Consider the following 14,871-nt stretch of genomic DNA (forward strand, 5'->3'; position numbering starts at 1 on the left):
GCTGATCCGGAGGATCCGGGCCCTCGCGGCCCGGGGCTTTAAGAGGCGGACCCCCGCGACATCGAGTCCCGCGTCCCTGGGTTCCCGGGCCTTACCCGGCACGCGCGGCGTTCGCGCAGCGTCAGCCACAGATCCGCGCACAGCCACAGGATCGCGATCGTCCACAGGTCGACCGCCAGCCGCGCGGGAATGGTCCGGGGCAGGGCGCCCGCCACCGCATCGCCCAGCACCGACAGCATCACGCAGGCGACAAAGGCCAGCAGCCCGCCGCGGCCGATCCGGGCCAGCGCCCGCCCCGGCGGGCTCGCCGCCATCCAGGCGAAGATTCCCGCCAGCGGCACTGCCACCAGCCAGCTGGCCGCCATGATCGCCACAAAGCGGGCCCCGGCCAGCGACCATTTGTCGACCCGCCCGACCATCTCCCACATCGTGTCGGCCAGCTGCTTGCCCTCGGGGCCCAGCCGCCACAGCGCCACCATGGCCAGCGACCACAGGGTGATCACCGCGGACACCGCGGTCAGCCAGCCGGAATGGCGGCGCAGCACCGGCATGAAGCGGTGGCGGAACGCCCCCATCGCCACCCCGCTATAGAACAGCAGCTGCCAGCCGAAGGGGTTGAACAGCAGCCCGCCCTGCACCCGGTGGTTGGGCAGCATGGCGTTCAGCGGCACTGCCACCCACCACAGCGCCAGCGATCCGGTGGCAAACGCCCAGGGCCAGCGCAGCAGCAGCGGCACCAGCACCGGCGCCGAGGCCAGCAGCACCACGTAAAGCGCCAGCACATCCAGCAGGTTGGGCTGCAGCCACATCACTGCCAGCACCGCAGCATAGTTCAGCGGCGCCTCGATCACCCATTCGGCATAGCGGTTCCAGATCGCCTTGTGCGGCAGCCCGGCCTCGAGCAGCCCGCGCGACACCAGCGCGAGCAGGATGCCGCCCAGGACCAGCGCCAGCCACACCTGCCCGGCGCGGCGGACAAACCGCCACTGCGCGGTGCGCAGGCCGGATTCGGCCTCGACCTTGATCCAGACCAGCCCGACCAGGAACCCCGACAGCAGCACGAACAGCTCGGCCGCGTCGTAAAGCGCGAAATTGGTCAGCGTCACCTGCCGCAGATAGCCCAGCGGCATGTGGTCCAGCATGATGCAGACCAGCGCGTAGCCGCGCAGCATATCCAGCGCCAGAACCCGCTTCATGCCGGCAGGGCCGCCCAGCGTTGCAGCAGTTCCGGGTCCGACAGCAGCGCTGCGCGTTCGCTGCGGTCAAGAAAGCCAAGCGCCTGTGCCTGCGAATCCGCCGCGGCGATCTTGGCGGCGGCCGAGATCGCGGGCAGCCGCTCGGCCGGCGGCAGCTCGGGGACCGGCGGCAGCATCGCGACATGGCGCGCCATCGCCTGCGGGTCGCGGCCCAGCAGCGCGGTCGAGCCCTCGGCCTGGCGCAGCCGCCGCGCATGGGCGACGGCGGCGGCCATCACCTCGGGCGGGGTGCGTTCCTCGGGCGTGACCAGCAGCCCGGCCATCCGCGCCCAGCGGCCGAACACCGGCGAGGCCGTCCAGCGCGAGATCGCGGGCGACAGGATCAGCCCGGCCAGGATCGGCGACAGCCAGATCCCCAACCCCGGCGACAGCATCGCCACCACCACCAGCGTAGCCAGCCCCGACAGGACGTGGATGGCATGGCGGCGCAGCACCAGCCCCCAAGGCGGCATCACCCCCTTGCGCACCTGGCTTTCCCAACCCGAGTTGCGCCCCTGCAGGATCTCGGCGATCTGGCGGGTCTGGATCAGCATCTGCACCGGGGCGATCAACGCCGACATCACGGTTTCGAACAGCGCGCTGGCCAGCACGCGCGAGCGGCCGCCGGCGTTCGAGGCGAGCGGCCTGCTCCAGGCCCGGATCACCGCGACCAGCTTGGGCAGCAGCAGCAGCGTCATCGAGGCGGCAAAGATCCAGATCATCCGCCGGGAATCGAAGGTTGGCCAGTCGGGGAACAGCTGGTAGCTGTGCGGGAAATATTCCGGCCGCGACAGGATCACGTTGGCGGTCAGCGCCAGCCCGACCAGGATCATGGCCAGCCAGATCGGGCTCATCAGGAACCCGAGGATGCCGACGATGAAATGCACCCGGCTGACGGCGGTAAAGCCGCGCGCGCCCAGCAGCCGCAGGTGCTGCAGGTTGCCCTGCGCCCAGCGGCGCTCGCGCAGCGCCATGTCCAGCAGGGTGGGGGGGCTGCCCTCAAAGCTGGCGCGCAGGTCCCAGTCCAGCCGCACCTTCCACCCGGCGCGGCGCAGCAGCGCGGCCTCGACGAAATCATGCGACAGGATGGATCCGCCGAACGGGGGCGCGCCCGGCAGGTCGGGCAGGCCGCAGCAGGCGGCGAACGCATCCACGCGGATCATCGCGTTATGGCCCCAGAAATTGCCGTTGTCGCCCGACCAGGCGGCGACGCCGCGGGCGATGGGCGGGCCGTAGACGCGGCCGGCGAACTGGATCACCCGCGAAAACAGCGTCTGCCCGCCGACCAGCATCGGGATGGTCTGGATCAGCGCCAGCGCCGGGTCGGCCGACATCCGCGCGCTCATTTCCGCGACCATGCGGCCGCTGACCACGCTGTCGGCGTCCAGCACCACCATCTGGTCGTAGCGCCCGCCCCAGCGGCGGATGAAATCGGCGATATTGCCGGGCTTGCGGCCGGTGTTGACCGGGCGGCGGCGATACCAGACCGGCAGCGGGCAGGTCTCGCGCAACGTCGCAACCGCCAGCGTCTCGGCGGCGAACACCTCGGGGTCGTGGCTGTCGGACAGCACGAAGATCTCGGCGCGGCCAGCCATGCCCTCGGCCGCCAGCTCATCGGCCAGGGCCCCCAGCAGCGCGAGGCTGTCGGCGGGGTCCTCGTGATAGACCGGCATCACGATGGCGATGCGGGCGGCGCCGGGGTCCGCGGGCGTGACCGGGGGCCGCGCCACCAGTCCGGACAGAAGCGAGCAGAAGCTGAAGCCGATCCAGCCGAAGGTCAGGGTGAACAGGACCAGCAGCAGCCATTGCAGCGGCTGGATCTCGCTGCCGAAGACCACCAGCATCTGCCAGCAGCCGATGGCCGAGATCAGCGCGGTGCCGCCAAAGACGATGGTGCGGGCGGCCAGCACCTCGGGGCGCGGGGGGGCGCGGCCGATGGTGCCGGCGGGGCCGGCCCCGGGCGGGGGCAGGGCGCGGAAATCCTGCACCGGCATCGGCAGCGGCGATTCCGGCGGCACCGGCGGCAGCATCGTCGGCAGCGGCGCCCCCGGCAGGGGCGCCGGGTTGAGCGGCATTGCGGACATCATCGCCCCCGCGCGGCGGGCGGCGCCATCCGGGCCGGACCCGTCCTGCCCCGGCCCCGTCGGGCGGGCCCGGCCGGCCGGCGCGGCCGGTCTGTCGGGCGGCAGGCGCGCCACCGCGTCATTCCCTCGTCCAGCGGAACAGCCAGCTTTCGCTGACCGCGTAGTCGTCGACCTCGAGCCGGGCGCTCAGCTCGGCCAGGTTGGCACGCTCGGGGCGGAACTCGAAGGCCAGCCGCATCAGCCCCTGTTCGGGCAGGCGGATCACATAGGGATGTTCCACCGTGCCGGCCGAGGCGCTGACCACCGCCACCGGATCGGGCTGCCCCTCGAACGCTGCCAGTTCGAAGTCGATGATGAAGCTGCGCGCGCCTTCGGCGTTGATCGCCCGGCCCGAGCGGGTCTGCACCACCCGCGCCACCGGCGGACCTTCGCCCGGGGCGGCGCCGAAATGCTGCACATAGGCGAAATCATGGCGCACCCCGGCGGCCAGCGGCTGCGCGGGGCGCCAGAAGGACACGATGTTGTCGTGGAACTCGGAATGCAGCGGGATCTCGACCAGCACCACCGAGCCTTCGCCCCAGCCGCCCAAGGGCTCGATCCAGGCCGAGGGGCGCAGCTCATACCGCGCCTCGGCGTCCTGATAGAGGGCAAAGTCGCGGCCGCGCTGCATCAGCCCGAACCCATGCGGATCGCGGTCGGCAAAGGCCGACATCTGCAATGTCGCGGGGTTGGCCAGCACTCGCCACAGCTGCTGCCCGGTGCCGGTCAGCATCTGCAACCCGTCGCTGTCGTGGACCGCCGGGCGATAGTCGTCGAAATTGCCGCGGTCGCCCGGCCCGAACCAGAACATCGAGGTCAGCGGCGCGATCCCCACCTCGGTCAGGTCCCGGCGCGGAATCAGCGCGGCGCGGGTGGCGACCAGCGTGTCGGTGCCGCCCTGGATCACGAACTCGAACGCGCCGGCGACCGAGCGGCTGTTGAGCAGCGCGTGCACGGTGACGGTGCCCGCATCGGTGTCGGGGGTGTGGATCCAGAACTCGTCAAAGGCGGGAAACTCTTCGCCCTCGGGGCTGGCGGTGCCAAGGGCCAGCCCGCGCCCCGACAGCCCGTAGCGGTTGCCCCGGCCCAGCACGCGGAAATAGCTGGCGCCCTGGAACACCGCGAGCTCGTCCAGATAGCCCGGCCGGTTCAGCGCCGAACGCAGCCGGAACCCCGACCAGCCCATGTCGCCGGCCGGCATCTGCGCGGCGTCGGGCGGAAAGCTGTTGGCGTCGAAGTCGAAGACCGAGGGGTCGAAGGGCAGCGGCCGCGCCACGCCCTTGTCCACAAGGTTGATGCGCACCGGACGGGTGAACAGCATCCCCGGCGGCAGCAGGTCCAGACCAAAGCCGGGGATCCCGGCCCAGGGGTCGGCGTCGCGGCGAAAGCGGATGCCGCGATAGGCGTCATAGCCCAGATCGGCAAAGGGCGCGGCGAGGGTCGAGGGCGGTTCGACATAAGGCGCGCGCGCCAGGTCGCCGGCGATCCGCGCCACCTCTTCGAAGCCGAAGGGGTCGGGGGCCGGGGCGGGTGCGGCGTCCAGCGCCGCATCCTGCGCCGCCGCCAGTTGCGGCGACAGGGCGGCGCCCGCAAACGCCGCTGTCATGCTGCCCAGGAAATAACGCCGCTTCACCCGAATCCTGCCTGCAATTTCACAACCGCCCGCGACCATTAGTGAATGCCCCCCATGGCCGCAAGATTGCCGCTGAGTCCGGCGCCGGACGGCAACGAAACGCCGCCGCACGCAGCCCTAACCGGCGGAAATCAGCCGGGTTCCGCGCCTGCAGGAATTTCTTGCGCCGCGTCCCTTGCATCTGTATCTGACACAATCAATCAGGAATACGCAGCTACGGGTTTCCAGCCACGCCTTCCATCACAACGACGAGGGAAGTCATGCTGATTCACCGACTGTTGCCGCTGGCGGGGGTTTCGACCCTGGCGCTGGTCCAAAGCGCGGCGCTCGCGCAAGAGCCCGCCACCGGCGCGCCGATCGTCCTGGCCCCGATCACGCTGGTCGCGGATGGCGAGGAAAACATCGAGGCCACCGGCGGCGTGGTCGTCACCCGCGAGGACATCGAGGCGCTGCAACCCGCCGACCCGTCCGAGCTGTTCGCCCGCGAATCGGCGGTGACGGTGTCCGGCGGCGCCGGCCCGTCCAAGCGCATCCACGTGTTCGGGATGGAACAGTCGAACCTCGCCGTGACCGTGGACGGGGTACCGCAGGGCGTCACCAGTTGGCACCATACCGGCTCGAACGTGATCGACCCGGCGTTCCTGAGGTCGGTCGAGGTCGAGGCAGGGGCCGCCGCTGCCGATGCCGGTTTCGCCGCGGCGGCAGGGGCGTTGCGCTATGAAACCGTCGGCGCGCGCGACATGCTGACCGATGGCCGCACCCAAGGTGGCCGGGCGGGCCTCTCCTACGGCTCGAACGGGCGCGGCGTCGCGGGCTCACTTGCCGGTTACGGGATTCATGCCGGCTTCGACTGGTTCGTGATGCTCCACGCCGCCAACGGCAAGAACTACGAGAACGGCGACGGCTACGAGGTTCTGGGCAGCGAGCCGGCGACCCAGGGCGCCGTGGCCAAGCTGGGCTACGAGGTCGACAGCCATCGCGTCGAGCTGGCCTATGAATACAGCAAGGACGACGCCGATCGCGTCATCAAGATGAACATGGACCTGTATCCGACCAGCCCCGAGCGGCCGGTCGATCGCAATGTCTATCCGCTGAAGGTGACGCGCAGTACCGTGTCGCTGAGATACAGCTCGACCGCGCCCACCGATGTCTGGGACCCCGAAGCGATGCTGTATTTCGCCCGCAACGAATACTGGCGTAACGACTATGCCACGGGCTTCAACGGCGACATGATCCTGGATTCGCATTCCGTCGGCGGGGTGCTGAAGAACACCTACACCATGGGCCAGGGCAAGATCACCGCCGGGCTGGACTGGGCCTATGACGATTACGACATCGACAACTACGGTGCCACCAACCGCCGGCTGTGGTCGATCGAGACCATGCAGATCGGCGCCTTCGTCCAAGGTCGTTTCGAGTTCGATAACGGCATCGACCTGTCCACCGGCCTGCGGCTGGACCACCACCGTTTCACTGACTGGAACGGCGCGCGCCACACCGACAGCGGCGCTAGCGTGAACGGCACCGTGGCCTATGAGTTCGCTGAAGGATACGAGGTCTTCGGCGGCGCGTCGCGGACCTGGCTGGGCTACAGCATCGGCGAATACGGGCTGCTGCACGCGCGTGAGGCGGATTTCGGCGTGGATCCCGATTTCGAGCCGGCCACGGCTACCAACGCCAAGGTCGGGCTGAACGTCAACCAAGGCGACTGGACCGGGAACTTGACCTTCTTCGACACCAGGCTGCGGGGGCTGGGCATCTATGACACAGCCCGCCCGACCAGCCCGACGCCGGGCGACTACCGGCTGGAAAATGCCGAGGAATACCGCAGCAAGGGCTTTACCCTGCAAGGGAACTACAGCTGGGGGACCGGGCGTGTCGGCGCCAGCTTCACCAAGGCGGACGTGAGCTATGACGGCAACGGCATCCTGCCGCAGGGCGGGACCGTGGTGCCGGTCGGCAAGCTGGCGACGCTGTTCGTCGACCAGGAGATCCCGCAGTACAATCTCAAGGTCGGGGCCACGCTCGAGTGGGCCGGAAAGCTGTCCACTGCCGAGATGCGGGCAGCCGGGTTCGAGGACCACGACTCCTATACTGTGGTCAATGTGTATGGCGAATGGCGACCGCAGAACTACCAGAACATCGCGGTTCACCTGAATGTCGATAACCTGCTGGACGAGACCTATTACGAGCGGTCCAGCTACGTCCAGTTCGACCCGCGCGGCGTGCAGCCTGTTTACGCCCCCGGGCGGACCGTGACCCTGGGCGTGAAGATGGATTTCTGAACCGCCCGGCGGGGGCGGCTGCTTCCCTCTCGGCCTCCCTCACCCCCCGTCCCGGCTGCCGCCGGGGCGGGGTTTTTCAATAGTCGCGCTCGTAGAAGATGCCGATGGTGCTTTCGCCCTCGCTGCTGACCGAGCCGCGGGCGGTCACCGCGTCGTTCACGTCAAGGTTCAGGTTGATGCGCGACTTGCCCTCGGCGTCGACCTCGACGTCGGTGTAGAGGTTGCGCGACAGGTAGCGCCCGGCCCGGACCGAGATCTGCCCGTCCTCGTCGGTGGTCAGGTCGAGGTCGTCCAGACCGGCGGCGTTGCGCAGGTTGCCGACCAGCCCCTCGCCGCCGCGGCCGGCCAGCACCGCCACCGCATTGGCCAGCTGCGCCGCCTGCAGGGCCGAGATGCTGTCCAGGCCGCGCCCGAACAGCAGCTGCGACAGCACCTCTTCCTCGGGCATCCCGGGAACGGATTCAAAGCGGATTTCCGGGTCGCGCAGGTCGCCGTCGATGATGATGCGGGTGGTGATCGCGTCGCGGGTGGTCTCGGCCACCAGCCGCAGCACCGGCACCATCGAGCCCTGCAGCTCGATCAGCCCCTCGGTCAGGGTGAAGCGGCGGCCCAGCAGGTCGACGCGGCCGCGGATGAGTTCCAGCTGGCCGATGGGAACCATGTTGCGGGCGGTGCCGGTCAGGCGGATCTGGCCGCCCAGCTCGGCATCGACGCCGCGGCCGCGGACGAACACCTGGTTCGGCGCGTTGATGGTCAGGTCCAGCCGCGCCGGGTTGGCGGGCGGGGTGGCGGCGGGGGCCACCATCCCGGCGATGCGGGCGTCGGCGCTGGCAAAGGGCAACAGCCCGGCCTTGGCCCGCGTCGCCCGCACCTCGGCGCCGTCGTTCAGATGCACCATGTCGGGGATCGGGTGGCCGCCCAGGCTGCTGGTCGGAATGCGGAACTCGGTCGGGCCCAGGTTGACCTCGCCCGTGACCAGCGGCCCGTCGGCGGGGTTGCCGGTGATCGAGACCGCGCCGTCCACGATGGTTTCGTAAAGATTCGGGTCGCGCAGCACCACCCGCTGCAGCACCGCGCGCAGGTCCAGCGAAATCGCCCCCCCGCGCAGGTCCACCGGGCCGGTGACCCGCAGCGTGCCCCCCGCCGCCACCGCCGCGGTCGCGTCGATGGACACCACGCCCCCGGCGATATCGGCGATGCCGGTCAGGTTTTCCACCCGCAGCCCCAGGTTGGGGTCGGCCAGCCGTGCCCCCGGCAGCCGCACCTGCCCCGACAGGTTTTCCAGCGCCGGGCGCCCGTTCAGCCGCAGGTCGAAATTCACCGGCCCCTCGACCGAGCGGGTGCGCAGCATCGGGTTGACCAGCGCCGCGTCGCTGACCCCGGCCACGCGGATATCGGCGGTGGACAGGTCCGCCGCCGCCGTGCCCGCGATGGTGGCGCGGGTGCCGCCCGGCGCGGTCGCCGCCAGGTCCAGCGCATAGCCGCCGGTCCCCTGCCGCACGCTGCCGGTCACCGTGGCCGCGCCCGGCAGCCCCGGCACCAGCAGCGCCAGATTGGCCAGCGAGGCGTCCAGGTTCAGCGCCTGGGCCGAGCCCTCGGCGCGGATGCTCAGCTGGCCGTTGCGGGCGTTCAGCCGCTCGATCGCGACCGGCCCGCGCTCGGGCAGCAGCGCGGCCAGGTCAAAGATCGTGGTCCCGGCCAGCAGGAGGTCGGCCTGAGGATTGCCGACGCGCAGACCGTCGGCCTGCCCGTTCGCGGTGATCCGCCGCCCCCCTTGCGTGTCGGTCAGCCGCCCCGTGGCGGTGACCGAGCCGCCGATGCCGTTGCCCAGGAACGCCAGGCTGTCGGCGCGCAGATCGGCCGTCACATCGGTGCCGCCGCCGCCCACCGTCCCCTGCGCGGTGGCGTGCAGCCTGGGGTTGTCCAGCACCGCCTGCTCCAGCGTCAGCACGCCCGCACGCTCGGACCCGCGCAGGGTCAGCCGGGTCTCGCCCGCCAGCGCGGCGTCGGCCTGCGCCTGGCCCAGCGACAGGTCGCGGCCCCGCCCGTCCACCACCAGCCGCCGCACCCCGGTGCCATCGTCGGCAAAGCTGCCGGTCGCGGCAAAGGACCCGCGCCAGCCCATGCCAAAGGCCGACAGGTCGCGCAGGTCCATCTTGCCGGAAATATTGGTCTGGCCGTTGCCGATGCTGCCCGCGACATCGGCCGAGGCGCTGGCGTTGTCCAGCACCGCGCGCTCGATGGTGACGACCTCGCCGCGTTGGCTGCCCCGCACCGACAGCCGCGTCTCGCCCGCCAATGCGCCGTCCACGGCGTCCTGCCCCAGCGACAGGTCCTGGCCAGTGCCGTCCAGCTGGAACAGCCGCTGCCCGGTGCCGTCGTCGCGCAGGCTGCCGTCCAGTTCCAGCGCCCCGCGCCAGCCGCGCCCGAAGGCGGCGAGCGAGCGGATCTCGGCATGGCCGGCAAGGTCCGCGACGTTCTCGCCCCAGACCCCGGCGACATTCGCCGCCATCTGCGCATTGGTCAGTCGCAGCTCGTCGATTGTGATCACATCGCCCTTTTGCAGGGCGGCAAGGCGGAAATCGGTGGTGCCGGTCAGCGCGCCGTCCAGATCCTGCTGGCCCAGCCGCAGGTCCTCGCCGCTGCCCGTGACCTCGATGCGGCGCTCGCCCGCCTGCCCGGTGGCGCGGGCGGTGGCGTGCAGGGCGCCGGAAAACTCGGGGCGCAGCGCGGTCAGCCTGGGGATGTCCAGCGTGAACGCGGCGTCAAGCTCGGTGCCGAAACTGCCCTGGCCCTCGGCGGTGAGCTGCGGGTTGCCCAGCCGGAAACGCTCGACCACGAAGCCGTCTTCGCGTTCCTGCGCGGCAAGGTCCAGGTCGGTGCGGCCCTGCAGGGCGCGGTCCAGTTCGGCGATGCCCAGCACCAGATCCGCTGCCTCGCCGGTCAGAGTCACGCGGCGGGTGCCCGGGGCGCCGGTCACCGCGGCCTCGGCGGTCAGCGAGCCGGCCATGGCGGGGTCGGCGTCGGTCAGGCTGGCCAGCCGCAGCGAGGCCCGCAGGTCGGTGGCGGTGGAGCTGATCGTCCCCTGCGCCTGCGCCACCAGCCGCTGCGCATCGACCGACAGCTCGCGCAGCTCGATTCCGGTCTCGTCGCGGCGGGCGCTGGCGGTGATGGTGGTTTCGCCGGCCAGCAGCCGGTCCAGCTGCTCCTGATCGACGGTCACGTCCAGCCCGTTCACGGCCAGCTCTGCGTCGAAGCCGCGCGACAGCACCGTGTACAGCCCGGAAATCTCGGCCGAAATTTGCCCGCTCAGCGGCCGCCCGGCCAGGGTGGACAGATGCGAGGCATCCTCATAGGCCGCATCCAGCGCCCCCGAGATGGTGATCCCGGACCGCAGCCCGTCGGCGCGGATGTCGCCGAACAGCCCGAAATCGCGGCCCGACAGGCTGAAACCGGCCAGTTCCAGCGCATTGCCCGGCGCGAACTCAAAGCCGGTGTCGCCGTGGATGTCCTGCCCCAGCGCGGCCTGCAGCCCGGGATCGGCCAGCGCCAGCCCCTCGGCGCCGAAGCTGATGCGGCCCAGCACCTCGCGCAACTCGTCGCCCGCCAGCTCCACGCTGCCGCCGCCGTCCAGCAGCAGCGCACCGATGCGGTTGCCGCCGGTCGCCAGCTCCTCGATGCGGCCGCGCAGGGTCCATTCGTCGCCCTTTTCCGCGTCATAGCTGATCTGCAGGCTGCCCGAGCGGACCTCGGGGTCGCCCTGCAGCGGCAGGCGCACAGGCAGGGTGGTGGCGCCCGCGTCCGCGCCCAGCGTCATCAGCAGCACCAGCGATTGCGGCGCGCCCTCGTCGCTGATCCGGGCCGAGCCGGTCAGCTTCAGCGCCTGGGTGTCGATCATCAGCGCCGGCAGCGACAGCCGCCCGTCCTCGCCGCGCCAGCCCTGCGCCAGCAGCAGCGATTCCGGCCCGAAAAAGGCGCGGTTGTCCGGCGGCAGCAGGCTGGCCACGTCGCCGCTGAGCTCCAGCCGGAAGCCGGTGCCGGGGGCGCCGTCCTCGCCCGGCTCGGCATGGGCCGAGGCCAGGCCGGTCACCCGGTCCTGCCCGTCGGTCGCCAGCCGGAACTGGGCCGCGAAATCCCGCAAGGGGCCGCTGCCCTGGATTTCCGCGCGCACCGAGGGTCGGCCGTACAGCCCGACCAGATTGGCGAACAGCCCGTCGCGGTCCTCGTCCAGCGTCAGGTCCAGGTCCAGATTGGTGGTGGCGTTGGAATAGCCCGTATCGACGGTGAACAGGCCGCGCTTGCCGTCCAGCCGCTCGACCGAAAGCTTGGCGGTGCCCTCGCCCCCGGCTAGGTTCATGGCGCCGTCCAGCCGCACGGCCGCGGCCTCGCCGATCACCGCCTCGCCGATCTCGACGCGCTCGGCGGCGATGCGGGCGATGTCGACCGCGACCGGCAGGGTGGGCAGCGCGAATTCGCGCACCTCGGGGGTGGGGCCGTCGTCGCCCTGATCCCCCGGCAGGCGCGGCAGCAGGATCTCGCTGGCTGACAGCTCGCGGATCTGGATGCGGCGGGCGAACAGCGCCGAGCGGTCCCACTGGATCGCGCCGTTGCGCAGGGTGATCCAGACGCCCTTGTCGTCGGCGATGGTCAGTTCTTCGAAGGTCGCGCGCGAGGACAGCGCCCCCTGAAAGCCGCGGATCACCACCTGCCGCCCGGCGTCCGAGAGGTTGCGTTCCAGGAAACGGGTGATGAAGCCGCGGTCATCCTCGACCTCGGCCGAGATTTCGGCGGCGGCGGCGGCGATGTCCTGATCGGCGGGCTGCTCGGCGGCAGGGGGCGGCGGCGCGGCATCCTGCGCGGCCAGCGGCAGGGGGGCGGCGGGCAGCAACAGCGCCAGAGCGGCGGCGGCAAACAGCTTACGCATCAGAACGCCTGCCCCAGACCAAGGTAAAGCTGCACCCCTTCGCCGGTGTCGCCGCCGACCGGCCCGGCCACGTCCAGCCGCAGCGGCCCGACCGGGGTGTCGTAGCGCACCCCCAGCCCGGCGCCCGCGTGCCAGTCGGTGTCGCCGCCAAAGCCGCTGTCGGCCCAGACCCGGCCGGCGTCGGCAAAGGCCACCACCCCGATGCGGGGGCGGACCTGAAAGCGGACCTCTCCGGTCACGTTGGCCACGCTCATCCCGCCGGTGCGGATCGTGCCCTCGGGGCCGCCGGCGATGGCGCGCACCCCCAGCGATTCGAACGGCTGTCCGCGGACCGAGCCGCCGCCCCCCGACCAGAACAGATAGTCGCGCGGGGTTTCCTCGATCTCGGGGCCCCAGATGGTGCCGACGCGGGCGCGGGCGGCCAGCGTCACCCGCTCGTCCTCGCCAAAGCTGCGATAGCCGCGGCCCTCGGTCACCACCCGCAGGCCGGAGCCGGTGTCGTCCAGCCCGGTGAACGGGGTCGCCGTCCCCGACAGCCAGAAGCCGCGCTTGGCGTTGGTCGGCACGTCGCGGCGGTCCCAGGTCACAGTGGTCGGCAGCGCGAGGATTTCAAAGTTGGTGGTGCCGCTGTCGTCGCGCACGCGCGAGCGGCGGTATTCCAGCTTGGTTTCCCCGGTCAGCCGCTCGCTGGGCAGCCAGGTCAGGCCAAAGCCGAACACCCCCAGGTCCAGGTCGTAATCCTCTTCGCGCAGCCTTTCGCCCCGCGCCTCGACCGAGGCGGTGATGTCGGGGTTCAGCGTCGCCGGGCGGTCGATACGCACCCCGGCCTTGAAGTCGCGCTCTGACGTGCCCGAGCCGATGTCCTTCAACTCGGTATCCACCCGCAGCCGCTCGCCCCCGCCCAGCAGGTTGCGGTGCATCCAGTAGCCCGAGATCATGGCGCCGTCGTTGCTGCTGATCTCGAACCCGGCGCCGGCGCGGCGCAGCTTCTGTTCGACCACGGTCAGGTTCACGTCCAGCGTGTTGCCGGGGCCAAGCGCCTCGGCCTCTTCCAGGGTGATCGCCGAGAACACGCCCGAGCGGCGCAGGCGGCGGCGGACGGTCTCGATCTTTTCGGGGTCGAAGCGCTGACCCTCGGGGAAGCCGGCGATCTTGTAAAGCCGCCGCGTGCTCAGCCGCTGGTTGCCGGTGGCGTGCAGCTGGCCAAAGCGGACCATCGGGCCGGGGGTCAGCGCGATGCGGCTGTCGATGCGCCGCGCCGCATGGTCGGCGATGATCTCGGTCGCGGCGACATCGGCCTTGGCGTGGCCGTGCTCGCGCCAGCCGTCCACCCCGCGCCGCGCCGCATTGCGCATGTCCGAGGTGCGGGCGATCTCGCCCACGCGGTAATCCTCGGGCAGCTCGGTATCGGGGGCAATCGGGGCGATATCGGCGCGCGAATAGCGAAAGGCATTGCCCGGGTTCACGGTGACCACCACCTGCCGCACGATCTGCGGCGCGTCCAGCGGCGCGATCCCAGCCGCCTCGACCCCGTCCAGCCTTATGTCGATGACCGAATCGTAATAGCCTTCGTCGTAAAGCAGCCCCAGCAGCCGCGAATAATCCGCCCGCGCCGCTGCCAGCACGTCCTGCGCGGTATAGCGCCCCTCGGCCAGCGCCCCGGTGATGCGCGAGGCGTTCCTCAGCCGCCGCTCCAGCCCGGCATCGCCGTTGCTGACGCGGAATTGCAGGTCGACGGGGGAATTTTTCACAGGGTCCGCCCCGGAAAACAGCCCCGAGAACGGCGACGAGGCCGAGGAGCCGCTGCCCGTGGTCTGCGCCAGGGCGGGGCCGGCCAGCAGGATGCCCGCCGTTGCGGCCGCGACCGCCCTGTTCACGAAACCGGCCATCTCCTGCCCCCCCTTTGGTCTTCCGTGCCGTCGCCGCGCGCCGGGGTTTTGCGCGAGTGTTGCAGGGTGGCGCAAGGATTTCCACCCTCGGCCGGGTTAACTTTTGGCGATAGCGCGCGGCTGTGACCGGGCGACCGCAGCGCCGCTCCCTCACGCGGCTGTCAGACCGCGTTGTCGGGGCGGGGCGGAACCCTGCGGCGGGCGAGGCGTTTTCCCGGTAACCCATTGCAAGCCATGCGGCCGCCGGGCGCGATCCTGCGCCCCCCTGGCCGCACCGCCCAAGGAAGGACCTGTCCCATGCGCCCCCTGCTGCGCCCCGCCCTCGCCCTGATCGCCGCCGCAGCAGCGCTGCCGGCGGTAGTTCTGACGGTCCCCGAAGCCCGCGCGGCGCTGCTGGCCGCCCCGGCCGAGACCGCGCTGGTGCGCGGCTGGACCGCCGTCGCCGGGATGAGCGGCCCCGAGGTGGTCCAGCTGGCCCGCCACCTGCCGGTCGAGACCGACCCCGCTGGCGACAAGCCTTGGTGCGACGCCGCGCCGGTGGTGCAATCCGCGCTGAGCGCCGAGTTCGAGGAAGCGATGGTCGCCCGCCGCGCCGACGGCACGCAGCTGTGGGGCTCGGACACCATGGGCACCTGGACGGTGCTGCTGGAACGGGCCGACGCCACGCAATGCGTCATCGCCTCGGGGATCGGCTATCGCGACGGGGTGGACCCGGGCGCGCTTTACGCAAGGGTGGGGCTGGGCTGAGCGCAGCCGCGTTGCTTTCGCAGCCCGTCTGTGAC

General features: G+C 71.1%; 7 protein-coding genes. 2 read left to right on the forward strand and 5 right to left on the reverse strand.

The genetic code is table 11. From position 1 onward, the window contains the following. Positions 1–38 precede the first annotated feature (38 nt). From opgC to RSP45_RS13695, 3 genes are all read right to left on the reverse strand, one after another. Positions 39–1,196, reverse strand: a complete 1,158-nt coding sequence (opgC, locus tag RSP45_RS13685; protein ID WP_415392347.1) for an OpgC domain-containing protein — start codon at positions 1,194–1,196, stop codon at positions 39–41. Next, on the reverse strand, positions 1,193–3,310 hold the full coding sequence (gene mdoH, locus RSP45_RS13690) for a glucans biosynthesis glucosyltransferase MdoH (protein ID WP_415392348.1): 2,118 nt from the start codon (positions 3,308–3,310) through the stop codon (positions 1,193–1,195). Before mdoH ends, opgC begins: the two co-directional genes overlap by 4 nt. Positions 3,311–3,437: 127 nt before the next feature. Beyond that, entirely contained in the window at positions 3,438–4,991 is a 1,554-nt protein-coding gene (locus tag RSP45_RS13695; protein ID WP_073067306.1) for a glucan biosynthesis protein, read from the reverse strand. A gap of 260 nt (positions 4,992–5,251) precedes the next feature. Between RSP45_RS13695 and RSP45_RS13700 the strand changes: the two genes are divergently transcribed. Then, positions 5,252–7,276, forward strand: a complete 2,025-nt coding sequence (locus RSP45_RS13700) for a TonB-dependent receptor domain-containing protein (protein WP_415392349.1) — start codon at positions 5,252–5,254, stop codon at positions 7,274–7,276. A 76-nt stretch (positions 7,277–7,352) separates the two neighbouring features. Here the strand turns inward: RSP45_RS13700 and RSP45_RS13705 are convergent, their stop codons facing one another. Together RSP45_RS13705 and RSP45_RS13710 are read right to left on the reverse strand one after the other, a co-directional pair. Continuing rightward, positions 7,353–12,200: a translocation/assembly module TamB domain-containing protein gene (locus tag RSP45_RS13705; protein WP_415392350.1), complete on the reverse strand. Its 4,848-nt coding sequence runs from the start codon at positions 12,198–12,200 to the stop codon at positions 7,353–7,355. Next, positions 12,200–14,089 (reverse strand): autotransporter assembly complex protein TamA, encoded by a 1,890-nt coding sequence (locus tag RSP45_RS13710; RefSeq protein WP_415392351.1) that lies wholly within the window; start codon positions 14,087–14,089, stop codon positions 12,200–12,202. Before RSP45_RS13710 ends, RSP45_RS13705 begins: the two co-directional genes overlap by 1 nt. Positions 14,090–14,386: 297 nt before the next feature. On the opposite strand from RSP45_RS13710, the gene RSP45_RS13715 reads away from it, so the two are divergent. After that, positions 14,387–14,836 (forward strand): hypothetical protein, encoded by a 450-nt coding sequence (locus tag RSP45_RS13715; protein WP_415392352.1) that lies wholly within the window; start codon positions 14,387–14,389, stop codon positions 14,834–14,836. Positions 14,837–14,871: the final 35 nt, after the last annotated feature.

This window comes from Paracoccus sp. SJTW-4, assembly GCF_047716885.1.
In the GTDB taxonomy this organism is placed as follows: Bacteria; Pseudomonadota; Alphaproteobacteria; order Rhodobacterales; family Rhodobacteraceae; genus Paracoccus; species Paracoccus solventivorans.

Excerpts from the sequence above, each read along its gene's own strand:
- RSP45_RS13715 (WP_415392352.1), top strand. The coding sequence starts at position 14,387 with ATGCGCCCCCTGCTGCGCCCCGCCCTCGCCCTGATCGCCGCCGCAGCA.
- opgC (WP_415392347.1), bottom strand. The coding sequence starts at position 1,196 with ATGAAGCGGGTTCTGGCGCTGGATATGCTGCGCGGCTACGCGCTGGTC.
- RSP45_RS13710 (WP_415392351.1), bottom strand. The coding sequence starts at position 14,089 with ATGGCCGGTTTCGTGAACAGGGCGGTCGCGGCCGCAACGGCGGGCATC.
- RSP45_RS13705 (WP_415392350.1), bottom strand. The coding sequence starts at position 12,200 with ATGCGTAAGCTGTTTGCCGCCGCCGCTCTGGCGCTGTTGCTGCCCGCC.
- RSP45_RS13700 (WP_415392349.1), top strand. The coding sequence starts at position 5,252 with ATGCTGATTCACCGACTGTTGCCGCTGGCGGGGGTTTCGACCCTGGCG.
- mdoH (WP_415392348.1), bottom strand. The coding sequence starts at position 3,310 with ATGCCGCTCAACCCGGCGCCCCTGCCGGGGGCGCCGCTGCCGACGATG.